The following is a 23,252-nucleotide window of genomic DNA, read 5'->3' on the forward strand; positions in this document are numbered from 1 at the left end:
GATACAGGCGTGATATCGCGCCTTAGTAGCTTGATTCTTGAAGTTTCGGACTAATTCCGGGTGCGATTGTCGGGAGACGATGATGCTCTTTGCCGAAGGCTCCGTGGCCCTGGTCACGGGTGGCTCCCGCGGAATCGGCCGGGCCGTCGCGCTCGACCTCGCCGCCGAGGGCGCGCACGTGATCGTCAACTACGCCCGCTCCGAGGCGGACGCCAAGGAGGTCGTCACCCTCGTCGAGGAGCGCGGCGGCACCGCGACGGCCGTCCGCGCCGACGTCACCGACGAGGACCAGGTGCGGGCGATGTTCCGCGAGGTCCGCGCCGTCCGGGGCCGGCTGGACGTCCTGGTGACCAGCGCCGGCATCACCCTGGACCGCTACCTCGTCGCGATGAACATGGAGCAGTTCCGCACGCCGATGGACGTCAACATGACCGGCACGTTCCTGGCCTGCCGGGAGGGCCTGCGGCTGATGCAGCACCAGCGGAGCGGCGCGATCGTGACGCTGTCCTCCACCAGCGGCCTGGACGGCGGCTTCCCCGGCCAGACCAACTACGTGGCGTCCAAGGGCGCGATCATCGCCTTCACCCGGGCGCTGTCCAACGAGGCCGCCCCCCACGGGGTGCGCGCGAACGTCGTCGCGCCCGGTTTCGTCGCCACCGACATGACCCGCAGGGTGCCCGCCGAGATCAGGAAGCAGTACGAGTCCCGCATCCGGCTGGGCCGGATGGGGCGGCCCGAGGAGATCGCCTCGATCGTCAGCTTCCTCGCATCCGACAAGGCGTCCTACATCTCCGGCTCTGTCGTGGTCGCCCACGGCGGCGGCCTCGGCTGAAGAACCCAACCTGGAGGACAGATGACCATCGACGAGCTCCGCGCCAAGGCCGCCGAGCGTCAGCAGACGTGCAGCCAGATCAAGAAGATGATCGTGTCCCGCCTCGACCTGGAGGTCGAGCCCGACTGGATCACCGACGACCAGCCCCTCTTCGGGCGCGGCCTCGAACTCGACAGCCTGGACGTGCTGGAGCTGTACGTCGCGATCGAGGCCGAGTTCGGGGTGGCCCTGTACGACAGCGAGATGGCCGTCTTCGGCTCCATCTCCCGCCTCGCCGACGAGGTCAACCCGCGGCTGAGGGCGGCCGCATGACGATCACGGCGGCGGCCCCCGTCACCGGGCTGAGCAACGACCAGATCCGCGAGGTGCTGCCGCACCGCTGGCCGATGCTGCTGCTGGACCGGGTCGGCAGGGTCGAACCGGGCGTCAAGGGCACGGCGACCAAGAACGTGACCGGCACCGAGCTGTGGTTCCAGGGCCACTTCCCGACCGAGGCGGTGCTGCCCGGCGTGGTGATGATCGAGGCCATGGCGCAGCTCGCCGGCGTGGTCTTCGCCCTGGCCGGGGCCAGCCGGATCAGCTACCTGGCCGGGGTCAGGTCGATGCGGTTCCGCCGCCCCGTCGTCCCCGGCGACCGGCTCACCCTGACCGCCGAGCGGACCGGGGGCGGCACGGGCTTCGCCGAGTTCCGGGTCTCGGCCCGGGTCGACGGCCAGGTCGCGGCCGAAGGAATCCTCACCATCGTCGATCCGGCGGGCAACGCCGCCGCAGGAAAGGTGTGACCAGATGACGCTCACGCACCCCGAGGGCACCGTGTACGGCCAGGTGGGTGACGCCACCGTCCCGCTCCGCTTCACCGACCTGTCGGCCGAGTACAAGGTGCTCAGGGACCGGGCGGTGGCGCTCGACCTGAGCGGGCACACGCTGATCGAGATCAGCGGCCCCGCCGCGGTGGACTTCGCGCAGCGGGTGCTGGCCCGCGACGTCGAGTACCTGACCTCCGAGCGCTGCATGATGAGCCTGGTGCTCGACGACGACGGGCGGGTCGTCGACCAGGTCCTGGCGTTCGGCCGGGAGGACGGGCTGCTGCTGGAGAGCTCGGTCGGGGCGGGCGCCCGGCTGCTGGAGCATCTGCGGGCCGTCGCCGACGACGACGTGGAGATCGTCGACCGGTCCGCCGACCTGACCGTGATCGGCCTCGAAGGGCCGTACGCCTGGGGCGTGGTCGGCCGCCTGATCGACGGCGAGCTGGCCTCGTTGCCCTTCGAGGCGGTGTCGGACACCGTGTGGAACGACGTCGAGATCATCTTCGCCCGGACCGGGTTCACCGGCGAGTACGGCTACCAGATGATCGTCCCGGTCGAGTCGGCCGCCGACCTGTGGCAGGCCACCCTGGAGCACGTCACCCCCTCCGGGCAGGAGGCGCTGGAGCTGGCGATGCTGGAGGTGCGCCAGCCCATTCCCCGGCTGGAGACCGCCGGCGACGTCAACGTGATCGAGATCGGCGCCAACTGGCTGGTCGACGTCACCAAGGACGAGTTCGTCGGCAAGGAGGCGGTGCTGGCCGCGTTCGAGTCCCGGCAGGGGCTGCGGACCGTCGGCTTCTCCGGCGGCGACACCGTGCCCGAGCCGGGCGCGCGCGTCCTGGCCGGCGGCGAGGACATCGGCGAGGTGGTGTTCGCGGTGCGCAGCGTCGGCCTCGGCACGACGCTCGGCCTGGCCAGGGTGGAGTCCGGGCTGGCCGCCGCCGGGCTGGAGCTCACCGTGGAGGGCGCCGACGTGACCACGCTGACCAGCCCTTACATCGTGCCCAAGAGCTGGAGCATCCCGATCATCTGATCGGGTCCGCCAGGTAAGGAGATCCAGAATGGCGCTGCGGCCCGTCGTCGTCACCGGCCTGGGAGTCATCTGTGCCATCGGCCGAGACCCCGAAGAGTTCTGGCACCGGCTCACCGCCGGCCAGGGCGGCCTCACCCCCATCCAGGACCCGGCCTTCGAGGTCTTCGAGGCCCGCTACGCCGGACAGGTCCCGGACGAGTGGATCACCGGGCAGCTGCCCGAGCCCGACACCGCCCTGGACCGCACCGCCGGACTCGCCCTGATCGCCGCCCGCCAGGCGATCGCCCAGGCGGGGCTGACCGGCGTCGACGCCACCCGGTTCGGGATGATCCTCGGCAAGTGCCAGGCCACCCCGGACGCGGCCGGCCACTACCAGCCCATGCACCACACCCAGGACGTGATCGCCGACCGGCTGGGCCTGCGCGGCCCGCGCATCCTGGTGTCCACCGCCTGCGCGGCCGGCGGCAACGCGGTCGGGCTGGCCAAGGACAAGATCCGCGCCGGGGAGGCCGACGCCGTCCTGGCCGGCGGCGTCGACCCGCTGCTGTTCGGCACCTACGCCGGATTCGCCGGGCTCAAGGCCCTCAGCACCGGCCCGTGCCGGCCCTACAGCCACTCCGACGGCCTGAACCTCGGCGAAGGAGCGGCGTTCCTGCTGCTGGAGCCGCTGGACCTGGCGCTGGCCCGGGGCGCGGTCCCGCTGGCCGAGGTCGCCGGGTACGGCCTGTCGGCCGACGCCTACCATGCCACCGCCCCCGACCCCACCGGCCGAGGCGGGGTGTCGGCGATGCGGCGGGCGCTGGCCGACGCCGGCCTGACCACCGACGACGTCGGCTACGTCAGCGGCCACGGCACCGGCACCCCGGCCAACGACGCGATGGAGGCCAAGGTCATGCGCACGGTCTTCGGGCCGCGCGCCGGGCAGGTGCCGACCAGCAGCATCAAGTCGTTCGTCGGCCACACCCTCGGCGCGGCCGGGGCGGTCGAGGCGGTCGCCGCCGTGCTCGCCCTGCGCGACGGCGTCGCCCCGCCCACGATCGGCTTCGACGCCGACGCCGTGCCGGGCGACCTCGACTTCGTGCCGAACCGGGCGCGCGAGCTCTCGACCGACACGGTCGTCTCCAACAACTACGCGTTCGGCGGCAACAACGTGTCGCTGGTCCTGACCACGCCGGGCCCCGGCCGGGAGTGGGCGGAACCGGCGCCGCGCGAGGTCGTGATCACCGGGCTCGGGCCGGTCAGCGGGCTCGGGGCCGGGATCGCCGAGACGACCGAGGCCGTCCTGGCCCGCCGTCCCGCGCTGGGCGCGCGGCCCTCCCTGGAGGGACGGACGTTCGCGCCCCGCTCCCTGTGGCGGCACATGAACAACCTGTCCAGGATGGCCATCGCGGCCGCCCGGCTGAGCTGGGAGGACGCCGGGCTGAAGCTGCCCAGGAAGGAACTCGACGACGTCGGGCTGGTGTTCGCCACCGGCGCGGGGTCGGCGGAGAGCACCGGCGGCTTCGACGACAGCATCGCGGCCAACCCCAACAAGCCGGCCGTGCTCAGCTTCTCCAACGTGGTGCTGAACGCCACCGGCGGCGCGGTCTGCCAGACCCTCGGGCTGCGCGGGCCGACCACGACGATCTGCAACGGCGGGGCGTCGGCGTCGATCGCGCTGACCTGCGCGATGGAGATGATCAGGGACGGCAAGGCGGACGTGGTCCTGGTGGTGGCCGCCGACGAGCACGTCGGCCTGGTGCCGCAGGACGCGGTCGTGTCGCCGTACGACCGGGACTCGGGACGGGTGCCCGGGTCGGCGGCGGTCGCGTTCGTGGTGGAGGCGGCCGACCACTGCACGGCGCGGGGCGGCACCCCGTACGCGCGGGTGCTGGCGGCCAGCCACGTGAGCGGCCCCTTCGACGGGCTCACCGGCCTGGCCGGGCTCACCGAGCCGCTCGACCTGGTGGTCGGCGCGGCCACCGGCGGCGGCGACGACGCCGAGGAGGCCGCCTCCGTGCTGGCCGCGCTGCCCGGCGTGCCGCTGACCGCCTCGGCCGGGCTCACCGGCGACTGCCAGGCCGCGACCGGCGCCCTGAACATCGCGCTGGGCGCGCTCGCGGTCAGGGACGGGGTCGCTCCCGCCCTGGCCGGCCCGGCCACCCCGGCGGCGGGCACGCCGGCCGACTACCTCGGCGACCCGGAGCTGCCCGAGCCGGCCCGGCGGGCGCTGGTGCTCAGCTCCGCGCCCGGCTCGGTGCGCGGCGCGGTCGTGCTGGGGGCGGCATGACCCCCTTCGAGGTGAGCGAGACCGACCGGCTGCTGACCACGACCCGGTCCGTGCGCCGCCGCCTGGATCTCGACCGGCCGGTGCCGAGGGAGATTGTCGAGGAGGCCCTGGAGGTCGCCGTCCAGGCGCCCACCGCCAACAACCACCAGAACTGGCGCTGGCTGGTGATCAGCGACCCGGCCGTCAAAGAGAAGATCGCCGAGATGACCCGGGCGTCGTGGCTGTTCCACCGCAACGACGTGTGGACCAACGCGGGGCGGCGGCGGAACACCGCGCAGGCCCGCCGCAACAACGAGTCGGTGATCGCGCTGGACGAGACGATCGCCCGGGTGCCGGTCCTGGTCATCCCGTGCGTGCTCGGCCGCCCCCCGGACATGGAGGCGATCGACGCCGCCTGGCGGGAGCGCATGTCGACCAAGCCGCCGGAGGACCCGGGCCACCACGTGCGGCTCGGCCCGATGCGGGCCAGCATCTTCTACGGCTCGATCTTCCCCGCCATCTGGTCGTTCCAGCTGGCGCTGCGCAGCCGCGGCCTCGGCAGCACGATCACCTGCATGCACATCCCGCACGAGCGGCAGGTCGGCGAGCTGCTGGGCATCCCGACCGGGGTGACGCAGGTCTGCATGATCCCGGTGGCCTACACGGTGGGCACCGACTTCCGCCCGGCGGACCGGGTCGGCGCGAAGGAACGCACGTACTGGGAGAGGTGGGAGGCATGACCGATGTCGTGATCGTCGGAGGCGGCATCGCGGGCGCGTCGGCGGCCTGCAGACTGTCCGCCGGTGGCTTGGAGGTCGTGCTCCTGGAGAAGCAGCGGGAGTACCACGACCTGGTCCGCGGCGAGTGGCTGGCCCCCTGGGGCATCCGCGAGGCGCAGCGGCTCGGCGTCTACGACTGCTTCGGCGCGGGCGGCGCCTGGGAGATCCGCGAGTGGATGACCTGGGACGAGGCCGTCGAGGACGACGAGGTCGAAGCCGTCGACATGACCGGGTTCATCCCCGGCATCGGCGGCCCGATGTCGTTCCCGCACCACGCGGTGTGCGAGCTGATGGCCGCCCAGGCCGCCGGTTCGGGCGCCCGCCTGGTGATGGACGCCTCCCGCATCCACGTCACCGCCGGACGGGAACCCGTCGTCACCTACCAGACCGCCGAGGGGCAGCACGAGATCCGCCCGAGGATGGTGCTCGGCGCGACCGGCCGGGGCTGCACCGTCGGGCGGCAGATCGGCGTCACCATGCGCAACTCCATGCACCACTGGGGCGGCGGCATGATGGTCGAGGGCCTGGACTCCTGGCCGGCCGACGTGCAGGCCATGGGCACCGAGGGCGACGTGATGTTCATGGTCTTCCCGCAGGGCTACGGCCGCGCCCGCCTCTACCTGAACTTCCCCGCCGAGAACAAGCTGCGCTACCGGGGCGAGGGCGGGGTCGAACGGTTCCTGGCCGCGTTCGAGCTCGACTGCCTGCCCGACCGGGGCAAGGCCGTCACCGAGGCCGTCCCGGCCGGGCCGCTGTCGGTGTGGCCGTCGGTGTCGAGCGTGCCCGAGGGGCCGCCGCTCGCCGAGGGGGTCGTGCTGATCGGCGACGAGGCCGGCAACGCCGACACCGTGCTCGGCACCGGGCTCTCCTGCGCGATGCGCGACTCCAGGACCGTCTGCGACATCCTGCTCGGCTCCGGCGACTGGTCGCCGGGGGCGTTCGACCCTTACGTGCGGGAGCGCGAGTTCCGGCTGGACCGGCTCGCGTTCGGCGCCGACATCGTCAGCCGGCTGCACGTGGAGTTCGGCCCCGAGGCGGTGGAACGCCGGCGGCGGGCCCGCCGGTTGATGGCGAAGAACTTCGCCGCCCAGGTCACGGGCCTGCTGAACATGGTGGCCCCCGAAGATGTGCCCGAGTTCGGATTCAGCGAGTTCTTCGCCGAACGGTTGTTCAGGGAGACGGCATGACCGAGAAGAAGACGGTGCGCGTCAACGACGTCGACATCGCCTACGTGGACGAGGGCGAGGGCGACCCCGTCATCCTGCTGCACGGATACCCCGACTCCTCCTACCTGTGGCGGCACCAGATCCCGGCGCTCGTCGACGGCGGGTTCCGGGTGATCGCGCCCGACCTGCGCGGCTTCGGCGACTCCTCCAAGCCGCAGGAGATCGAGGCCTACGGCATGCAGACGATCGTCAACGACGTCGTCGCGCTCACCACCAAGCTCGGCGTCCGCCGACCCCACGTGGTCGGCCACGACTGGGGCGCGGCCATCGCGTGGATGTACGCGTTCCTGATGCCCCGCAGGATCGACCACCTGGCCGTGCTGTCGGTCGGCCACCCCGGCGTGTTCGCCCGGCCGTCGATCGAGCAGCGCATGGCCTCCTGGTACATGCTGCTCTACCAGTTCCCCGGCATCAGCGAGGAGCTGCTGCGCCGCAACGGCTGGCGTCTGTTCAAGGAGATCATGGGCAAGGAAGGCGACCACGACCGGTACCTCCGGGACATGGCCCGGCCCGGCGCGCTGACCGCGGGCCTGAACTGGTACCGCGCGAACCGCTCGCCCGAGGCGGAGCTGCGGCCCGCCCGGCCGTTCCCGCCGGTCCTGGCCCCGACCCTGGGCATCTGGGGGGCGGGCGACCAAGCGTTACGTGAAGAGGGCATGCTCGGCTCGGCCAAGTTCGTGAAGGGCCCGTGGCGGTACGAGCGGGTCGAGGAGGCCGGGCACTGGATCCCGCTCGACGCACCTGAGGTGGTCAGCAAACTGCTGCTGGGCTTCCTCGGCACGGAGGACTCGGCCCAGGCCGAACGACGCCCGCGCAGGCGGCTCTGATGCTCGGCTACCTGTTCCCCGGTCAGGGCACCGTCCGGGTCGGCATGGGCGCCTGGCTGCGCCGCCGGCCGGTCGCCCGCGCCGTGCTCGACGAGGTGGACGACCTGCTGGAGCGGCCGATCTCGGCGCTGTGCGTGCGCGGCCCGATCGACCGGCTGGTGGCCACCGAGCACGCCCAGATCGCGGTGACCGCCTGCAACCTGGCGGCGCTGGCCGTGCTGCGGGAAGAGGGCTACGAGCCGGGCGTGGTGGCCGGTCACAGCGTCGGCGAGCTGACCGCGCTGCACGCCGCCGGGGTGCTCGGCCTGGCCGACACGGTCCGCCTGGTGGAGACCCGGTCGCGGCTGATGTCGCGGGTCGGCGTCACGGGCGGGATGCGCGCGGTCATGGGCCTGCCGGTCGAGCGGGTCGAGGAGCTGGCCGCGCTCGCGGCGGCCCCGGCCGAGCCGCTCGTGGTCGGGCTGGAGAACGCGCCGGGACACGTGGTCGTCTCCGGTTCGACGGCGGCGCTCGACCGGCTGACCGGCCTGGCCGTCGACGCCGCCAAGGTCGTGCCGCTGGCGGTGGGCAACGCGTTCCACTCGCCGCTGATGGCCGCCGCCGTGCCGGGGTGGGCCGAAGCCGTCCGGGCCGCGCCGATGGCCGCGCCCCGGGTGCCGGTCGTCCCCAACGTCACCGGCAGGCCCACCGAGGACCTCGGCGTCCTCAGGGAATCGCTGATCGCCCAGCTCACCGGCCGCGTCCGCTGGACGGACACCGTCACGGTCGTGGACGCGCTCGGGCCCGCCGTCGAGGTGGGCGACAGCAAGGTGCTGGCCGGGCTGTCCCGCCGGGCCGGGGCGCGCTGCCTGAGCATGGCCGACCCGGGCACGCTGCGCCGGCTGGCCAGGGAGTTCGCGGCATGAGCCGGTGGGGCAGCGCCGTGGTCGCCTTCGCCGGGCTCACCCGGCCGCAGGACCTGCTGGACGGCATGCGGATCGAGGACGTCTACACCCCCGCCGAACGGCTGCGCTCCGGCGCGGGCCGGTCGCTCCAGCACTGGGCCGGGCGGCTGGCCGCCAAGCGCGCCGTCCTGCGCCTGCTCGGCGTCCCGGCGACCGCCGAGCACCTGGCCCAGGTCGAGGTCCTGCCCCGGCCCACCCCGGCCTGCGCCCGCACCGCCGCCTGCAACGACGGCCACCCCCCTTCGGTACGGCTCGGACCCGCCCTGGCCACCCGGACCGACCAGCGCATCCGGCTCTCGCTCAGCCACACGTCCGGCCGCGCGCTGGCGATGGCCGTGGCCTCGGCCGGGCTCCCTGAGGACGGTGACACGTGATGGACGCCAGGAAGACCGCCGAAGCGCATCTGGAGGCGTGGCGGAACGCCGACCCCGCCGCCGTGGCCGCCGCCGTCACCGGGTTCCGGGACCCCGACACCCCCGGCTGGCTGAGCGGCGAGGCGCTGGCCGCGCACGCGGCGGCCGTCCTTTCGCGCTTCAGGAACCCGCGCCTCCAGGTCGAGGAGATGACCGGGGACGCCGGCGCCGTGACCGTCTGGTGGACCATCGAGGCCGACCACCGCGACTCCTACCTCGGAATCCCGGGCGTCGGCGGCGTCGCCACGATCGCCGGGAGCGACCTCGTCACCGCCGAGGGGCGGGTCAGGCGCTCCTTCGACCGGCTGGCCGTCGCCGAGGCGCTCGGATACCGGGCCGCCTTCGTGCCCGCCGCCGACGACGTGCGCGAGTTCGGGGTCAGCGCGCGGGCGGCCGGCGGCCGTACCGACCGGCCCGGCGCGTTCACCCTCACCTGGGTGGAGGTCCGCGACCCGGCGGAGGCCGCCGAGGTGGACCTGCTCAGCGTGGAGATCGTCAAGGGGCTGCGGGCGTCCAAGGGCTTCCTCGGGGTCGCCACGTTCGACGTCGGCGACCGCAAGTACACCCTCGCCGCCTTCGACCGGCCGGAGTCGGTGCGCGCCGTGCACGCCCGGCCGCACCAGCGGGCGGTGCGCAGGTTCTTCAAGGCCGGGCTCAGCGCCCGCGCCCTCACCAGCGTCCTGATCCCCGAGGTCATCCGCGAGTACGCCCGCTGCGCCGGCTGCGGCGTCGTGGTCAGGCTCGGCGACGGCGCGGCCTGCGGCTGCGGGTGGACCCCCGTGGACGTCCCCCTACTGTGACGGGAGCAACGATGACCGACTTCACCTTCGAGCACGCGCCGGGGGACGGCGACCGGCCGACCGTGGTGTTCATGTCCGCGCTGTTCGCCGGGGGCTGGATCTGGGAGCACCCCTACCGGCGCCTGGCGGCGGCGGGGGTGCCGGTGCTCCGCACCCACGAGGCGATCTGCGCCCTCGACCGGCGGGTGGCCGGGTCGATCGAACGGCTCGGCGACGCTCTCCTGTCGGCCTGCGACGAGGCCGGCGCGCAGGACGTGGTCGTGTGCGCCAACTCGCTCGGCGGGCTGGTCGCGATCGACCTCGCCGGGCGGCACCCCGACAGGGTGCGCGGCATCGTGGTCAGCGGCGCGCCCGGTCTCACCCCCGACCCCGACGTCGGCCTCAGCTTCGACCGGCGGGCCAGCGTGCGGCCGGTCGGCGCGGAGTTCGGCGACCGGATGATGGCCGCGCTCTTCCACGGCGAGGAGCGGTTCTTCACCCAGGAGCAGATGGACGGCGTCGGCGCGATGCTGCTGCGGCCCGAGTCGATGGTCAGCATGGCCCGCAGCATCAAGGCCACCCGCCGCTACCAGGTCAGGCCCGCGCTGGACGAGGTGCGCTGCCCGTCCGCGTACGTGTGGGGCCGGCACGACCGGATGACCCCCGTCGGCCCCTGGCTGGAGCTGCTCGCCGAGTACCCCGAAGCCGAGGTCGTCGTCGTCGCCGACAGCGGCCACATCCCGATGATCGAGCGGGCCGGCGAGTACACCGCGATCCTGGAGTCGTTCCTCGACCGGCACGGCCGGGTGCCCGCATGACCGCCCGCACGACCACGCCCGCCGTCCTGATCGGGGTGGACATCGTCTCGGCCGACCGGCTGACCCGGGCCGCCGCGCGCGGCGGCGCGACCTTCGCCCGCCAGCTCACCACCCCCGCCGAACGCGACCGGGGGCCGGGCACGGCGGCGTTCCCGGTCAAGGAGAGCTTCATCAAGGCCGTCGGGGGTCGCCCGCCCGGCTTCAGCTGGCACGACTTCGAGGCCGCCTCCGAGCCGCCGCCGCCGTGGGCCGGGGAGCTGCTCGACGAGGCGGCCGCCGACCTCACCGCCGCCACCGGCCTGGCCCTGACCGAAGGCGCGGCGTACATCCTGCGCGGCGCCTGCCGGGAGGCGGCCCGGCTCCGCCTGGGCGGCCCGGTGGCGGGCGCGGCCCGCTGGGGGAGCGGCGCGGGGCTGCTCGTCTCCGTCGCCGTCGTCCACGTCGACAGGAAGGACGCCCGATGTCCATGACCAGAACCGTCCGGCCCGGCGGGTCGGTCCAGGCAGCCCTGGACGAGGCGGGCCCCGGCGCGACGATCCTGCTCGACGCGGGGGAGCACCCCGGCAACGTCTGGATCAGGCACGACGGGGTCACCCTGCGCGGAGAGGGGGCCGTGCTGGTCCCCGGACCGGGGCCGCGCTCCGACGTCCCGAAGCTGCACGACGCGAGCGAGGACGTGGTCTCCGGCGTCGTGGCCCACGGCGTCCGCGACCTCACGGTCGAGGGGCTGACCGTGCGCGGCTTCTCCGGCGCGGGGGTCTACGCCCACTCCGTCACCGGCCTCGCCGTCAGGGACGTGACCGCCGTGGACAACGCCGTCTGGGGTGTCTACGTGCGGGAGAGCTCTGGGTGTGAAGTGCTCCGGTGCCGGGCCTCGGGCAGCCAGTACGGCGGTGTCGCGGTGAGCTTCTGCGGGAGCGGCGAGGCGCTCGTCGAGGGCAACGAGACCTTCGCCAACGCGTTCGGCGTGTTCGTCGACAACTCCAGCGGGGTCCGGGTGCTGCGCAACGTCAGCCACGGCAACGCGATCGGGCTGATGCTGCTCAACCAGACCTACGAGGGCGAGCCGGACGGCGGGGTGCGCGACTGCCTGGTCGCCGGCAACGTCGTCCACGGCAACGACCTGGCCTCCGGCGGCGACGACCCCGGCGCGCTGGGCGCGGCGGGCCCGCCGATCTCGGGGGTGGGGATCGCGCTGATCGGCACCGAGCGGGTCTGCGTGGTCGACAACGACGTCCGCGACAACCACCCCAGCGGCGCGTCGGTGATGGGCGCGGCGTTCGTGATGGGCTCGTCCAAGGGCTGGGGCGGCGACGACGCGGTCGCCAACCACGTCCTGTGGAACAGGGTCACCGGCAACACGCCGCTGGACTACCAGCTCGGCGTCGACCTCGGGCTCCAGACCTTCGCCGGCAACGTGGCCGCCAAGGGCGAGCCCGCCGAAGCCCTGGGGTGGCGGCCATGAATGACACGCTGACCTGCGAGAACCTCAGCAAGAGCTACGGCGGCGTGGCCGCGGTGCGCGACGTCGGGTTCACCGTCGCACCGGGGGAGGCCTATGGGCTGCTCGGCCCGAACGGCGCGGGCAAGACCACCACGATCTCCATGCTGGTCGGCCTGCTCAAGCCCGACACGGGCACGGTCGTGGTCGGCGGCGCCGACCTCGCGGCCGACCCGATGGCGGCCAAGGCGAAGATCGGCTACGTCCCGCAGGAGATCGCCCTCTACCCCGATCTGACCGGCCGGGAGAACCTACGCTTCTTCTGCCGCCTGTTCGGCCTCCCGCGCCGGGAGGTGCGCGGGCGGGTGGAGGAGGTGCTCGACCTGGTCGGCCTCGCCGACCGCGCCGACGCCAAGCTCGACACCTACTCCGGCGGCATGAAGCGGCGCATCAACATCGGCGCGGCCCTGCTGCACCGCCCCGAACTGCTGATCCTGGACGAGCCCACGGTCGGCGTCGACCCGCAGAGCCGCAAGTCCATCCTGGACGGCCTCGAACGCCTGGTCGCCGACGGCATGGCCCTGCTCTACACCTCCCACTACATGGAGGAGGTCGAGCGCGTCTGCGACCGGATCGCCATCGTCGACCACGGCTCGATCGTCGCCGAGGGCACCCGCCACGAGCTGGTCGAACTGGTCGGCGGGGCCGACCGGATCGAGCTCACCCTGGACGGCGACGTCGACACCGCCGTCGACAAGCTGCGCGGCCTGGGCGGCGTCACCGAGGCGGTCCGCACTGCGGCCGGGTCGGTCCGGCTGATCGCCGAAGGCGGCCGGTACCTGCTGCCCTCGGTCATCTCCACCGTCGACGGCATCGCCGCCGTCACCGCCGTCGAGGTCGTCGAACCCGACCTCGAGGCCACCTTCCTGCACCTCACCGGCAGCACGCTCAGGGACTGACATGTTGCGACCGCTTCTCACGGTGAGCGCCCTGGAGCTCCGGACCCGGGTGCGGGACCGGACCGCCCTGATCATCGCGATCATCGTGCCGGTGGCCATGGCCACCCTGTTCGGGGTGGCGCTCGGCGGCGACGACCCGCCGCTGCGGGCCACCGTCGGCATGGTCGACCTGGACGGCGGCGAGTTCCCCGCCGGGGTCCGCCGCGAGGTCATGGCGTCCACGGAGCTGGACGGCGTGCTGACCCTGCGCGACCTGCCCAGCCGTGAGCAGGCCCAGAGCGCCCTCGACGCGGGCGACATCGGGGCCGCGATCGTCTTCCCCGCCGGGTTCAGCGCGAGCGTCGGCGCGGGCGAGGGCGGCCGGGTCGGTGTGCTGACCTCGGCCGACACACCGCTGGCGGGGGTGGTCGCCAATGCCGTGGTCGACCGGATCTCCAGCCTGGTGCGGGCCCGCACGCTCGCGGTCCGCGCCTCCCTGGACGCGGGCGTCCCCGCCGCCGAGGTCAAGGAGTTCGTGGAGCGCAACGGCGCGGCCGGCCCGGCCCTGACCCTGGAGAACGACCCGATGGCCGGCGGCAGGGTCGACCTGTCGGTCTACTACGGCGCCGGCATGGCCGCGCTGTTCGCCTTCTTCGTGGTCGGCGCGTCCTTCCGCGGCCTGCTGATCGAACGCAAGCAGGGCACCCTGGACCGGATGCGGGCCGGGCCGATCCACGGCTGGGTCCCGATCGCCGGCAAGGCCGTCGTCGGGTTCGCCCTCGCCATGGTCAGCGTCTGCGTCACCTGGGTCTCCTCGGTGCTGATCTTCGGCTCGACCTGGGGCGACCCGGTGGCCGTGTTCGCCCTCCTGCTCGCCCACGTGCTGGCCGCGACCGCGATCACCATGCTGGTCGCCAGCCGGGCCAGGACCGACGCCCAGGCCGACGGAGTGATCATGGTGATCTCCTTCGTGGCCGCGTTCTTCGGCGGCAGCCTGGTCCCGCTCTACACGCTGCCGGACGTGCTCCAGAAGATCGCCCTGTTCACCCCGAACGCCTGGACGACCACCGGGCTCACCGGCCTGGCCGGATCGGGCGCGGGCCTGGCCTCGGTGGCCGTGCCGATCGGCGTGCTGTGCGCGATCGCCGTGGCCGCCTTCGGGCTCGCCGCGGCGGGCTTCAGGAAGGGACTGCTCGGATGAGACCGCACCTGACACCGCACCTGAGACCGCACCCTGTACTCGCGCTGGTCGCCGCCAACCTGCGCCGCCACTCCCGCGACCGGGTGGGCCTGTTCTTCATCGTGGTGATGCCCTTCGTCAGCATCATCTTCGTCGGCATGGCGTTCGGCGGCGGCGCCGCCTCGCGGCTGCCGGTCGGCGTGGTGGCCCAGGACTCCGATCCCGTGGCCGCCGCCGTCCTGGCGGAACTGCGCGCGCACCCCGACCTGGAGGTCACCGCCGTCGGCGGCGAGGAGGAGCTGCGGGCCGGCGTCCGGGGCGGCGCGCTGGCCGCCGGAGTCGTCATCCCGCCGGGGTCGGCCAGATTCGAGCTGGTCATGACGGAGTCCAGCGGCAGCGGCATGGCCGCCCGCAGCGCGGTCGACGCCTCCGTCGGCCGGGTCGCCGGCGTCATCGAGGCCACCCGCGCCGCCACCGCGGCCGGCGCGACCCCGGCCCAGGCCGCCGAACTGGTGCGCAGGGCGCAGGCCGCCTCGGCTGACGTCGAGGTGGTCGGCTCGGATATGGCGTCCGGCACCCCCCGGGGGTTCGCCTACACCGCCCCGGCCAACCTGCTGCTGTTCACGTTCATCAACTCCATGGCCGTCGCCGCCGCGCTCGTCGAGAGCCGCCGCATCGGCATGCTGCCCCGGGCCTTCACCGCCCCGGTGCGGCGCGGGGCCGTGCTGTTCGGCGAGGCGCTCAGCCGCTTCATCGTGGCCGCCGCCCAGGCGGTGCTGATCATGGTGGTGAGCTCGCTGCTGTTCGGCGTCTCCTGGGGCGAGCCGCTCGGCGTCGCCGCCGTCGTGGGCGTCTTCGCCCTGGTCGCCACCGGCGCCGCGATCCTCATGGGCAGCCTGGTCCGCTCGTCGGCGCAGCCGTCCGCGATCGGGCCGCCGCTCGGCATCGTGCTCGGCATGCTCGGCGGCTGCCTGTGGCCCGCCGAGGCCGCCGGCGAGACGCTCGCCGCCATCGGCCATCTCTTCCCGCACGCCTGGGGGATGGACGCACTCCTGACTCTTTCCCGGCCGGGGACCGGGCTCGGCGACGTGCTGCTGGAGGTCGCCGTTCTGGGCCTCATGGCCGCCGTGCTGCTGAGCCTGTCCCTTGTCCTGTTCAGCCGACGAACGAGAACCCTCTGAGGAGGCAGCACAATGATGAATTCGACCACCAAATGGCCCGCCGACATCGCGGGTGTCTACCGATACGCGACCAAAAAGGGTGCCATCGACGCTCTCGACGTGGCGGCCGGCGAGCTCGGCATCGGCATGCGCGAGATGAGCGAGGCGGTGAACCAGCTCGTCGAGAGCCGCCTGTTACGCGCCGTGGACGGCGCGGCCCACCGGTTCATCCCGGTGGACCCGCAGGTCGCGGCCAACGCGCTGGTCGCCTCGGTCGAGCGGGAGATCTACCAGCGGCGGGAGCTGATCGACCAGATCCGCGACTTCGTCGGTCCCGCGCCGTCGCCGATCGAGTACCTTGCCGGGTCGCTGGAGGTGCGCGGCTTCCTCAAGATGGCCGGGGACGCCTGCCGCACCGAGGTGCTGGTCCTGCAGTCCGGCGAGGACGACGCCGAGGAGCTGGCGCGGGCGTACCTGCCGCTGCTCTCGCGCGGCGTCACCGTCCGGATCGTCTGCCAGCACCGCAACCGGGCCGACCTGGCCACCCGGATGAAGCTGAAGCAGCTCATCGACGCGGGCGCGGCCATCGGCACGGTCAGCCACGTCCCGCGCTCCGCGGTCGTCTTCGACCGCACGCTGGTCGTGCTGTTCGGCCTGTCGGACGGCGAGACCAACGTGGCGCGGGTCCACAACGACGGCATCAACGGGTTCCTGCTCGACCTGTTCGACCACCTGTGGGACACCGCGACGCCGCTGGAGGGGGCCGAGTCCGGCTACGCGAACGTCGCCGACGACCTGCGGCAGGCCATCGCGGGCCTGATGGCGAAGGGCTACACCGACGAGGTGGTGGCCCGCAAGCTCGGCATGTCGGTGCGGAGCTGCCGCCGGCACATCGCCACCCTGATGCGTGACCTGGAGGCCACCAGCAGGTTCCAGGCGGGGGTGCAGGCGGCGCGCACGTTCCTGGCCAGCGGCGCGTGAGGGGGGTCCGCCGCACCGGCGGCGGACCCGTGTTCTCAGCACGTCCGTTCTCAGCGCATCGCCGCCACGACTCCGGCCAGGCTCAGGGCCCGGTCGCAGACCAGGTTCAGTCCTCTGACCAGTTCCTCGACGGTCATGCGCGGGCTCAGGCACATCCTGACGGAGCTGTTGGCGTCCTCGGCGCTCACCCCGATCGCGGTGAGCACGGGTGAGGGTTCCTGGGAGTCGGAGTTGCACGCCGACCCGGTGGACAGCGCCACCGACGGCAGGCTCGCGACCAGGCTCTCGCCGCGCACCCCCGGCAGCACCACGTTCAGCACGTGCGGGACGCCGGCCTCGGGGCAGCCGTTGAGGCGCAGGCCGGGGATGCGGCGGGTGAGCAGTTCCAGCGCGGTCGCGCGCAGCAGGGCGACCTTCCGGCCGTCCTCCTCCATCCGGGCCGCGGCCAGCTCGCAGGCCTTGCCGAGGCCGACCGTCAGGTGGGTGGGGATGGTGCCGCTGCGCAGGTCGTACTGGCCGCCGCCGTAGGTGATGGGGCGGATCCGGCGGCGGATCTCCGGGCGGACGTACAGGACGCCGATGCCCTTCGGGCCGCCGATCTTGTGGGCGGACATGGCCAGGGTGTCGACGGCAGCGCCGGCCACGTCGATCGGGATCCGGCCCGCGGCCGGGGCGGCGTCGGCGTGCAGCAGGGCGCCGCCCTCATGGCAGAGCGCGGCCATCTCCCGGACCGGCTGGACGGTGCCGATCTCGCTGTTCACCCAGGCCACCGTGGCGATCCGGGTGTCGAAGTCGAGCTGGCCGGCGAACCGGGTCAGGTCAACCACGCCGTCGGCCCGGACCGCCATGGTGCGGATGTCGACGCCGCGCCCGCGCAGCGCGCGGGCGACCGACAGCGACGACTTGTGGTCGGTGGGGCAGAACACCGCGTTGACCGGGGCGCGCTCGTCGTGGCCGAACGCGCCGAGCAGCGCGATGTTGTTGCTCTCGGTCGCGCCGGAGGTGAACACGACGCCGGCCGGGTCGCCGCCGATGAGCCGCGCGACCGAGCCGGTGGCCCCGTCCACCGCCCTGCGGGCACGCTTGCCCAGCAGGTGAGGGGAGGACGGGTTGCCGAACTCTTCCCGCAGATACGGCAGCATCGCGTCGAGCACTTCTTCGTCCACCCGCGTGGTGGCGCAGTTGTCCAGGTATATGACGTCCATGTCCGTCCTCAACTCCGGAAGGTGCTGACCGTCACCAGCTTTGAGTAGATCTCGTCGGCGGACATCTCGCCGCTGCCGCCGGGGTCGGCGATCACGACGGTCATGCCGGTGAGCCCGTAGAGGCTGAGCGCGATCTCGACCCCGGTCCGCACCGGCGACAGGCACTCGCCCGGGGCGAAGATCACGATGGTCCGGTATCCGGCCCGGTGGACCTCCGAGATCATCTCGGTGATCTCGCCCGCGCAGCCGGTGACGCCGCAGCTGATGAGGGTGCGGTAGTTGCCCGACTCGTCGAGGAAGGAGACCTCGGTGTCCTTCGCGCCGGACTCCAGCACCCGCTTCTCGAGCTTGCCCTGCTTGACGAACTTGTCGGCGGCCTTCTGGAAGCGGTATTTGAGCCACGTCTCCGGGAACGCCAGCGGGTGTTTCCGGCTGGGCAGCACGCTCCCCGCGTCGAGCCCGGCCTCGCGCAGGATCCGCTCGTAGCCGCCGGGCAGGCCGGTGAAGCCTTCGAGGAACTCGGCGCGGAGCTCACTGGCCGGACGGCCGCCGGTGGGGACGTACTGCCAGTCGTTGATCAGCAGCAGCAGCCGGGCGTCCTTGACGATCCCGGCGTACGACGTGATCAGGTCGACCGAGAGCTGCCAGGTGTACTGGGGGAAGATCCCGACCCGGCCGGCGATCCGGTCGCGCATCGGGGCGGAGGACTGCTCCTCCAGGACGCCGGGGACGAGCCGGCCGGTGCCCTCCTCCTCGAACAGCATGAAGTGGCCGCCCATGACGACGAGTTCGTCCAGGTTCGTGCCGGCGAGCTCGCGGTCGATGGCGGTGCGGAGCTCCTGCTCCGAGGCCACGAGCTGGTCGGACTTGCTGATGGTCTCCGCGAACAGCTCAGTCATGATCGAACTCCGGGTTGTAGTAATTCTGGAGACGGAGCGAGGTCCGGCACGGGGGCGAGCAGGCCCGCCAGGGCGCTCAGCGGCGTGACGCCGGTGAGCTGGTGGAGGGTGATCCCCGCCCACCCGAGGTCCCGGAGCAGGGCGAGCACCCGCGGGATCCGCAGGACCCTGCCCCCCGTGTCGGCGTAGTTCTGGGAAAGGTCGACGCCGGCGATTCCGTTCGCCCGGCCCACGGCGGCCGCGAGCGCCTCCGCCGCCCCCGGCTCGGGGACCTCGCGCGGGTCGTGCCGCCGGGTGGGCGGCGGCGCCGGGGCGAAGCCGGCCAGCGCGGCGATGTCGCTGATCCGCAGGCCCTCCCGCGTCGCGTCGTAGGTGAGGATCGTGGTCTCCACGGCGCGCAGGAAACGCTCGACGGCGTCGGTGTCCATGACCGAGGAGGCGGCGTTCAGCGCGACCACGACGGAGTCCTGCCACTGGTCGACCCGGACGTAGGTGTCGGTGCCGTGGGCGTCGGCCGCCGGCTGCCAGGTGACCCTGCTGCGCCGCGCGCGGGACTCCAGGGTGGGCTGCTTGATGAAGTTGAACTCCGAGGCCAGCCGGGTGCCCTTCCTGGCCAGCAGCTCGACCACCGCGTCGTAGGGGACGTGGGCGTGCTCCCGCGCCTGCTCGAACCGATCGGCGACGCGGGTGAGCAGCTCCGCGAAGGGCGGGTCGTCCCGCACGTCGACCCGCATGAGCAGCGGGGAGAACATGCAGGTCCACACGTTCGCGTACGGGCCGCTCTCGCGGTTGCCGGTGAACGTCAGATGGTCGAAGGACGGGCCGCCGGTGTAGGCGGCCATCAGCGCCGTGTACGCCGCCAGGTGCACCTGCGACGGCCACACCCGGTGGCGGGCGGCGATCCGCTGCGAGGCGCCCAGCAGCGCCGGCGAGACCAGCGAGGCCCGCAGCGTCTCCACGGGCCGGCCGGGCTGAGCGGGCCGGCGGCGGTCGCCGAACCCGTCGGCCGGCATGGCCTCGATGTCCTTCTCCCAGTAGGCCAGCGCCGGCGCCGGGTCCAGGGACGCCTCGTGCCGGACGTGGTCGGAGGGGCGCTGGCGGACCGGTTCGATCGCGCTGGGCCGCCGGGCCGCCACGCCCGCGCAGGCCGCCCACATCTCGCGCTTGAGCTCGGTGACCGTCCACATGTCCACCGCGAGATGGTTGAGCACCACGACCGCCTTCCGGGGCACCCCCTCGTCGGTGATGATGACGACCCGGATCGGCCACTCCTCGGCGATGTCGAACTCGGCCGTGCCGAGCCCGTCCACGACCTCGGCGGGCATGGCCGTGCCGTCCCTCTCGGCGGACAGCACGATGAGGGGGCACGGGCCGGGCGGGCGGACGACCCGGTAGGGGTCGCCGTCGTGGTCGAAGTGGTAGGTGGTGCGCAGCGTCTCGTGCCTGCGGACGGTCTGATTGAGAATAGCCCTGCAGTTCTGGACCGTGACGCCCGCTGGAATCTCTAGATTCAGAATGATATGTGTATTGTGACGAGCGTTCGGCGGCAGTTCGTGGTAACGGAGCCAGATGTAATGCTGGCCCCAGCCGAGATTCATGTTCATCGGCGACCCGGCCTCCTGCGGTTGAACGGTTCAGCCTACTCAGGCTAAATGAGAAGACGTCCCCCGTCCTGGGCCGCCGCTGGCATCTTCTCTGAGGCAAAAAGCTGCCAGAGCCCTTCGTTGACAGTCGTCGCGGAATTCAACGACCCTGAACGAGGTAATTCAGCGCAGGGATTGTGAGGAGACCGTGATGGAAATACCTCACGAGTTCCAGACCATTCTTCGCCGGCATCTGCCCTATGCGGGGCCCGGTGATCTGGCCCCCGGCGACGAGCTCACCGCGCTCGGGCTGGATTCGATGGGGGTGGTGCAGTTGCTGGTCGATCTGGAGGACAGCTACGACCAGGAGCTGCCCGACGACATCCTCGACGAGGAGACGTTCGCGACGGTGGGGTCGCTGTGGGCGCGCCTGTCGGCGCTGCTGGACTCCGCGACGGCCGGGCTCTGAGCCGTGCCGACGCGCGTGGACGACCTGCTGCGGCCCGGCGCCGACGATCATGCGGCGGTCACCTACAAGGACGTGACGCTCACCTATCGCGAGCTGCGGAGCCGGGTCGCGCGGGCGGCCGAGAGGCTGCGCGGCCTGGAGCCAGGCGCCCGGGTCGCCGTATACGCGGAGAAGCGGCTCGAAACAGTCGTGGCCATTTTCGCGGTGGCGGCGGCCGGAGGGGTCTTCGTCCCGATCAATCCGCTCTTCAAGGCGCGGCAGGTCGAGTACGTGATCGAGGACTGCGGCGCGGCGCTCCTGCTCACGACAGCCGAACGGGCCCGCACGCTGAACGCCGCGGTGCCCACGTCGCTGATCGAGGAGCTGGGCGTCGAGGATCAGGGCTTCGAGGATCAGGGCTTCGAGAATCAGAGCGGAGCGACCGCTCCCGCCGGGCCGATCGCGGCCATCCTCTACACGTCCGGCAGCACCGGACGGCCGAAGGGCGTCGTGCTGAGCCACGGCAACCTGCTCGCGGGCGCGCGGAGCGTCGCCGGTTACCTCGGCCACACCGCCGACGACGTGGTCCTCGCGGCGCTGCCGCTGAGCTTCGACGCCGGGCTGAGCCAGCTCACCACCGCGTTCCTGGCCGGAGCGCATGTGGTGCTGGTCAACTACCTGCTGCCCCGCGACGTCGTCCGGCTCTGCGCCCGGCACGGGGTGACGGCGCTGACCTGCGTGCCGCCGCTGTGGACCCAGCTCGCCACCCAGCGATGGCCGGAAGAGGCGACCCGGGGCCTGCGCTATTTCGCGAACACCGGCGGCCGCCTGCCCGCGACCACCCTGGCCTGGCTGCGCGAGACGTTCCCCCAGGCCACCCCCTTCCTGATGTACGGCCTGACCGAGGCCTTCCGCTCCACCTACCTGGACCCCGCCGAGATCGACCGCAGGCCCGGATCGATCGGCAAGGCGATCCCCGAGGCGGAGGTCCTGGTCGTCCGGGCGGACGGTTCGGTCTGTGACCCCGGCGAGGAGGGGGAGATCGTGCACCGGGGACCGCTGGTGTCCCTCGGCTACTGGAACGACCCCGCCCGCACCGCCGCGCGGTTCCGGTCCTTCCCGCCCGGCGCCGAGGAGATCGCCGTCTGGTCGGGCGACGTCGCCTACCGGGACCAGGACGGCTTCATCTACTTCGTCGGACGCACCGACGACATGATCAAGACCTCCGGATACCGGCTGAGCCCGACCGAGGTGGAGGAGGCGGCCTACGCCACCGGCCTGGTCACCGAGGCGGTCGCGGTCGGCGTGCCGGACGAGGACCTGGGCGAGCAGGTGGCGCTGCACGCCGTGCTCACCGCCGCCACCACGACCCCCGACGAGCTGCGCCGGGCGATGGAACGCGACCTGCCCCGGTACATGGTGCCGCGCCGGTTCATCCTCGCCGACGCGCTGCCCCGCTCGGGGAACGGCAAGTTCGACCGGGCCGAACTGCGCCGTCAGGCGGTCCGGTGACCTGGGAGGGGAACCGCGACGGGTGGCTGACCGTCGGCGGGATCCCTCTCGGCAGGCTCGCCGCCCGTGTCGGGAGCACGCCGTTCTTCGCCTACGACCGCGACCGCGTCACCCGCAGGGTCGCCTCCCTCCGCGCCGCCCTGCCCGCCGGGGTCCAGCTGAGCTACGCGGTCAAGGCCAACCCGATGCCCGCCCTGCTCCAGCATCTCGCCGGGCTGGTCGACGGCTTCGACGTGGCCTCGGCGGGGGAGCTGCGGCACGCGCTCGACACGCCCGTGCCCGCCGATCGGATCAGCTTCGCCGGGCCGGGCAAGACCGCCGGGGAACTGACGCAGGCGGTCGCGGCCGGTGTGACGGTGGAACTGGAGTCGGAGACGGAACTGGCCAGGGTGCGCGCGATCGGCGCCGGCCTCGGCATCCCCGCCCGGATCGCGATCCGCGTCAATCCCGACTTCACGGTGAAGGGCTCCGGGATGCGCCTGGGCGGCGGGCCGCAGCAGTTCGGGGTCGACGCCGAACGGGTGCCCGGCATGCTCGCCGGGCTGGGCGACGACGTCGACTTCCAGGGCTTCCACGTCTTCGCGGGCTCGCAGAACCTGCGCGCCGACCACATCTGCGAGGCGCAGCGGCGCACCGTGGACCTGGTCCTCGGGCTCGCCGAGGTGTCGCCGCCCATCCGCTACCTCAACCTCGGCGGCGGGTTCGGCATCCCGTACTCGCGCCGCGACCAGCCCCTCGACCTGGAGCCGATCGGCGGCAACCTGGCGCGGCTGCTGCGCGAGCGGATCACCCCGCGGCTGCCGGACGCCCGCGTCGTCGTCGAACTGGGGCGCTACCTGGTCGGCGAGGCCGGCGTGTACGTCACCCGGGTCGTCGACCGGAAGGAATCGCGGGGGACGACCTTCGTGGTCGTGGACGGCGGGATGCACCACTACCTGGCGGCCTCGGGCAACCTCGGGCAGGTCATCCGGCGCAACTACCCGATGGCCGTGGCCGACGGCATGGGCCGGCCCGCCGACGGGCCGGTCACCGTGGTCGGCCGCCTGTGCACCCCGCTCGACCTGCTCGGCGACCGGGTGGAACTCCCCAGAGCCGAGATCGGCGACCTGGTCGTGGTGTTCCAGGCCGGCGCATACGGCCTCACGGCGAGCCCCACGGCCTTCCTCGGCCACCCGGCGCCGGCCGAGATCCTCGTGTGAG

Annotated in this window: 24 protein-coding genes; 21 read left to right on the forward strand and 3 right to left on the reverse strand. The window is 72.8% G+C overall.

From position 1 onward, the window contains the following. Positions 1-82: 82 nt before the first annotated feature. Genes AW270_RS24525 through AW270_RS24610 form a run of 18 tightly spaced genes read left to right on the forward strand, consistent with a single transcriptional unit; the run spans position 83 to position 16,405 of the window. Positions 83-832: a 3-oxoacyl-ACP reductase family protein gene (locus tag AW270_RS24525; protein ID WP_061297956.1), complete on the forward strand. Its 750-nt coding sequence runs from the start codon at positions 83-85 to the stop codon at positions 830-832. A 21-nt stretch (positions 833-853) separates the two neighbouring features. Next, positions 854-1,144 carry an acyl carrier protein gene (locus tag AW270_RS24530; protein ID WP_061297807.1) on the forward strand — a complete coding sequence of 97 codons (291 nt, stop codon included), beginning with the start codon at positions 854-856 and terminating at the stop codon, positions 1,142-1,144. Next, complete coding sequence (gene fabZ, locus AW270_RS24535; RefSeq protein ID WP_061297809.1) at positions 1,141-1,614, forward strand: 3-hydroxyacyl-ACP dehydratase FabZ; 474 nt, start codon at positions 1,141-1,143, stop codon at positions 1,612-1,614. The genes AW270_RS24530 and fabZ overlap by 4 nt, the downstream gene beginning before the upstream one ends. Positions 1,615-1,618: 4 nt before the next feature. After that, positions 1,619-2,671, forward strand: a complete 1,053-nt coding sequence (locus tag AW270_RS24540; RefSeq protein WP_061297811.1) for an aminomethyl transferase family protein — start codon at positions 1,619-1,621, stop codon at positions 2,669-2,671. A 28-nt stretch (positions 2,672-2,699) separates the two neighbouring features. Next, on the forward strand, positions 2,700-4,940 hold the full coding sequence (locus AW270_RS24545) for a beta-ketoacyl-[acyl-carrier-protein] synthase family protein (protein ID WP_061297815.1): 2,241 nt from the start codon (positions 2,700-2,702) through the stop codon (positions 4,938-4,940). After that, complete coding sequence (locus tag AW270_RS24550) at positions 4,937-5,659, forward strand: nitroreductase family protein (RefSeq protein WP_061297818.1); 723 nt, start codon at positions 4,937-4,939, stop codon at positions 5,657-5,659. Before AW270_RS24545 ends, AW270_RS24550 begins: the two co-directional genes overlap by 4 nt. Then, positions 5,656-6,885, forward strand: a complete 1,230-nt coding sequence (locus AW270_RS24555; RefSeq protein ID WP_061297820.1) for an FAD-dependent oxidoreductase — start codon at positions 5,656-5,658, stop codon at positions 6,883-6,885. Before AW270_RS24550 ends, AW270_RS24555 begins: the two co-directional genes overlap by 4 nt. Continuing rightward, positions 6,882-7,751 (forward strand): alpha/beta fold hydrolase, encoded by an 870-nt coding sequence (locus AW270_RS24560; RefSeq protein WP_061297822.1) that lies wholly within the window; start codon positions 6,882-6,884, stop codon positions 7,749-7,751. The genes AW270_RS24555 and AW270_RS24560 overlap by 4 nt, the downstream gene beginning before the upstream one ends. Further along, on the forward strand, positions 7,751-8,656 hold the full coding sequence (locus tag AW270_RS24565) for an ACP S-malonyltransferase (protein WP_061297823.1): 906 nt from the start codon (positions 7,751-7,753) through the stop codon (positions 8,654-8,656). The genes AW270_RS24560 and AW270_RS24565 overlap by 1 nt, the downstream gene beginning before the upstream one ends. Beyond that, entirely contained in the window at positions 8,653-9,069 is a 417-nt protein-coding gene (locus AW270_RS24570; RefSeq protein WP_061297825.1) for a holo-ACP synthase, read from the forward strand. The genes AW270_RS24565 and AW270_RS24570 overlap by 4 nt, the downstream gene beginning before the upstream one ends. Next, positions 9,069-9,908: a hypothetical protein gene (locus tag AW270_RS24575; RefSeq protein WP_061297828.1), complete on the forward strand. Its 840-nt coding sequence runs from the start codon at positions 9,069-9,071 to the stop codon at positions 9,906-9,908. The genes AW270_RS24570 and AW270_RS24575 overlap by 1 nt, the downstream gene beginning before the upstream one ends. 11 nt (positions 9,909-9,919) lie before the next feature. Then, positions 9,920-10,705, forward strand: coding sequence for an alpha/beta fold hydrolase (locus tag AW270_RS24580; protein ID WP_061297830.1), 786 nt, complete (start codon positions 9,920-9,922; stop codon positions 10,703-10,705). Beyond that, positions 10,702-11,175 carry a holo-ACP synthase gene (locus tag AW270_RS24585; RefSeq protein WP_061297834.1) on the forward strand — a complete coding sequence of 158 codons (474 nt, stop codon included), beginning with the start codon at positions 10,702-10,704 and terminating at the stop codon, positions 11,173-11,175. The genes AW270_RS24580 and AW270_RS24585 overlap by 4 nt, the downstream gene beginning before the upstream one ends. Beyond that, entirely contained in the window at positions 11,172-12,170 is a 999-nt protein-coding gene (locus AW270_RS24590) for a right-handed parallel beta-helix repeat-containing protein (protein WP_245674842.1), read from the forward strand. Before AW270_RS24585 ends, AW270_RS24590 begins: the two co-directional genes overlap by 4 nt. Then, positions 12,167-13,105, forward strand: a complete 939-nt coding sequence (locus AW270_RS24595) for an ABC transporter ATP-binding protein (protein ID WP_061297957.1) — start codon at positions 12,167-12,169, stop codon at positions 13,103-13,105. Before AW270_RS24590 ends, AW270_RS24595 begins: the two co-directional genes overlap by 4 nt. Before the next feature lies 1 nt (position 13,106). Beyond that, complete coding sequence (locus AW270_RS24600) at positions 13,107-14,285, forward strand: ABC transporter permease (RefSeq protein WP_061297838.1); 1,179 nt, start codon at positions 13,107-13,109, stop codon at positions 14,283-14,285. Continuing rightward, a complete protein-coding gene (locus tag AW270_RS24605) occupies positions 14,282-15,445 on the forward strand; it encodes an ABC transporter permease (protein ID WP_082801806.1) in 1,164 nt (387 codons plus the stop codon). Before AW270_RS24600 ends, AW270_RS24605 begins: the two co-directional genes overlap by 4 nt. Positions 15,446-15,457: 12 nt before the next feature. Next, positions 15,458-16,405 (forward strand): hypothetical protein, encoded by a 948-nt coding sequence (locus AW270_RS24610; protein WP_061297840.1) that lies wholly within the window; start codon positions 15,458-15,460, stop codon positions 16,403-16,405. A gap of 50 nt (positions 16,406-16,455) precedes the next feature. Here the strand turns inward: AW270_RS24610 and AW270_RS24615 are convergent, their stop codons facing one another. From AW270_RS24615 to AW270_RS24625, 3 genes are read right to left on the reverse strand one after another with little or no spacing between them, the layout of a single operon-like run. After that, entirely contained in the window at positions 16,456-17,610 is a 1,155-nt protein-coding gene (locus AW270_RS24615) for a cysteine desulfurase family protein (protein ID WP_061297842.1), read from the reverse strand. An 8-nt stretch (positions 17,611-17,618) separates the two neighbouring features. Then, the gene (locus tag AW270_RS24620; RefSeq protein WP_061297844.1) at positions 17,619-18,509 is read right to left on the reverse strand and encodes an LPD16 domain-containing protein; all 891 of its coding nucleotides are present in this window, start codon (positions 18,507-18,509) and stop codon (positions 17,619-17,621) included. Further along, on the reverse strand, positions 18,506-20,113 hold the full coding sequence (locus tag AW270_RS24625) for a condensation domain-containing protein (protein WP_061297846.1): 1,608 nt from the start codon (positions 20,111-20,113) through the stop codon (positions 18,506-18,508). The genes AW270_RS24620 and AW270_RS24625 overlap by 4 nt, the downstream gene beginning before the upstream one ends. 190 nt (positions 20,114-20,303) lie before the next feature. On the opposite strand from AW270_RS24625, the gene AW270_RS24630 reads away from it, so the two are divergent. The 3 genes from AW270_RS24630 to AW270_RS24640 are packed head-to-tail and all read left to right on the forward strand — an operon-like array spanning position 20,304 to position 23,251. Then, positions 20,304-20,561, forward strand: a complete 258-nt coding sequence (locus AW270_RS24630) for a phosphopantetheine-binding protein (RefSeq protein WP_061297848.1) — start codon at positions 20,304-20,306, stop codon at positions 20,559-20,561. Positions 20,562-20,564: 3 nt separating this feature from the next. Beyond that, entirely contained in the window at positions 20,565-22,052 is a 1,488-nt protein-coding gene (locus tag AW270_RS24635) for an acyl-CoA ligase (AMP-forming), exosortase A system-associated (protein ID WP_061297851.1), read from the forward strand. Continuing rightward, entirely contained in the window at positions 22,049-23,251 is a 1,203-nt protein-coding gene (locus AW270_RS24640; protein ID WP_061297853.1) for a pyridoxal-dependent decarboxylase, exosortase A system-associated, read from the forward strand. Before AW270_RS24635 ends, AW270_RS24640 begins: the two co-directional genes overlap by 4 nt. The last annotated feature ends 1 nt before the right edge of the window (position 23,252 follow it).

Source organism: Herbidospora cretacea (assembly GCF_001570605.1).
Taxonomy (GTDB): Bacteria; Actinomycetota; Actinomycetes; order Streptosporangiales; family Streptosporangiaceae; genus Herbidospora; species Herbidospora cretacea.

What these genes read in the sequence shown, in the direction of transcription:
- AW270_RS24525 (WP_061297956.1), top strand. Translation starts at nt 83, where the DNA reads ATGCTCTTTGCCGAAGGCTCCGTGGCCCTGGTCACGGGTGGCTCCCGC.
- AW270_RS24530 (WP_061297807.1), top strand. Translation starts at nt 854, where the DNA reads ATGACCATCGACGAGCTCCGCGCCAAGGCCGCCGAGCGTCAGCAGACG.
- fabZ (WP_061297809.1), top strand. Translation starts at nt 1,141, where the DNA reads ATGACGATCACGGCGGCGGCCCCCGTCACCGGGCTGAGCAACGACCAG.
- AW270_RS24540 (WP_061297811.1), top strand. Translation starts at nt 1,619, where the DNA reads ATGACGCTCACGCACCCCGAGGGCACCGTGTACGGCCAGGTGGGTGAC.
- AW270_RS24545 (WP_061297815.1), top strand. Translation starts at nt 2,700, where the DNA reads ATGGCGCTGCGGCCCGTCGTCGTCACCGGCCTGGGAGTCATCTGTGCC.
- AW270_RS24550 (WP_061297818.1), top strand. Translation starts at nt 4,937, where the DNA reads ATGACCCCCTTCGAGGTGAGCGAGACCGACCGGCTGCTGACCACGACC.
- AW270_RS24555 (WP_061297820.1), top strand. Translation starts at nt 5,656, where the DNA reads ATGACCGATGTCGTGATCGTCGGAGGCGGCATCGCGGGCGCGTCGGCG.
- AW270_RS24560 (WP_061297822.1), top strand. Translation starts at nt 6,882, where the DNA reads ATGACCGAGAAGAAGACGGTGCGCGTCAACGACGTCGACATCGCCTAC.
- AW270_RS24565 (WP_061297823.1), top strand. Translation starts at nt 7,751, where the DNA reads ATGCTCGGCTACCTGTTCCCCGGTCAGGGCACCGTCCGGGTCGGCATG.
- AW270_RS24570 (WP_061297825.1), top strand. Translation starts at nt 8,653, where the DNA reads ATGAGCCGGTGGGGCAGCGCCGTGGTCGCCTTCGCCGGGCTCACCCGG.
- AW270_RS24575 (WP_061297828.1), top strand. Translation starts at nt 9,069, where the DNA reads ATGGACGCCAGGAAGACCGCCGAAGCGCATCTGGAGGCGTGGCGGAAC.
- AW270_RS24580 (WP_061297830.1), top strand. Translation starts at nt 9,920, where the DNA reads ATGACCGACTTCACCTTCGAGCACGCGCCGGGGGACGGCGACCGGCCG.
- AW270_RS24585 (WP_061297834.1), top strand. Translation starts at nt 10,702, where the DNA reads ATGACCGCCCGCACGACCACGCCCGCCGTCCTGATCGGGGTGGACATC.
- AW270_RS24590 (WP_245674842.1), top strand. Translation starts at nt 11,172, where the DNA reads ATGACCAGAACCGTCCGGCCCGGCGGGTCGGTCCAGGCAGCCCTGGAC.
- AW270_RS24595 (WP_061297957.1), top strand. Translation starts at nt 12,167, where the DNA reads ATGAATGACACGCTGACCTGCGAGAACCTCAGCAAGAGCTACGGCGGC.
- AW270_RS24600 (WP_061297838.1), top strand. Translation starts at nt 13,107, where the DNA reads ATGTTGCGACCGCTTCTCACGGTGAGCGCCCTGGAGCTCCGGACCCGG.
- AW270_RS24605 (WP_082801806.1), top strand. Translation starts at nt 14,282, where the DNA reads ATGAGACCGCACCTGACACCGCACCTGAGACCGCACCCTGTACTCGCG.
- AW270_RS24610 (WP_061297840.1), top strand. Translation starts at nt 15,458, where the DNA reads ATGATGAATTCGACCACCAAATGGCCCGCCGACATCGCGGGTGTCTAC.
- AW270_RS24615 (WP_061297842.1), bottom strand. Translation starts at nt 17,610, where the DNA reads ATGGACGTCATATACCTGGACAACTGCGCCACCACGCGGGTGGACGAA.
- AW270_RS24620 (WP_061297844.1), bottom strand. Translation starts at nt 18,509, where the DNA reads ATGACTGAGCTGTTCGCGGAGACCATCAGCAAGTCCGACCAGCTCGTG.
- AW270_RS24625 (WP_061297846.1), bottom strand. Translation starts at nt 20,113, where the DNA reads ATGAACATGAATCTCGGCTGGGGCCAGCATTACATCTGGCTCCGTTAC.
- AW270_RS24630 (WP_061297848.1), top strand. Translation starts at nt 20,304, where the DNA reads ATGGAAATACCTCACGAGTTCCAGACCATTCTTCGCCGGCATCTGCCC.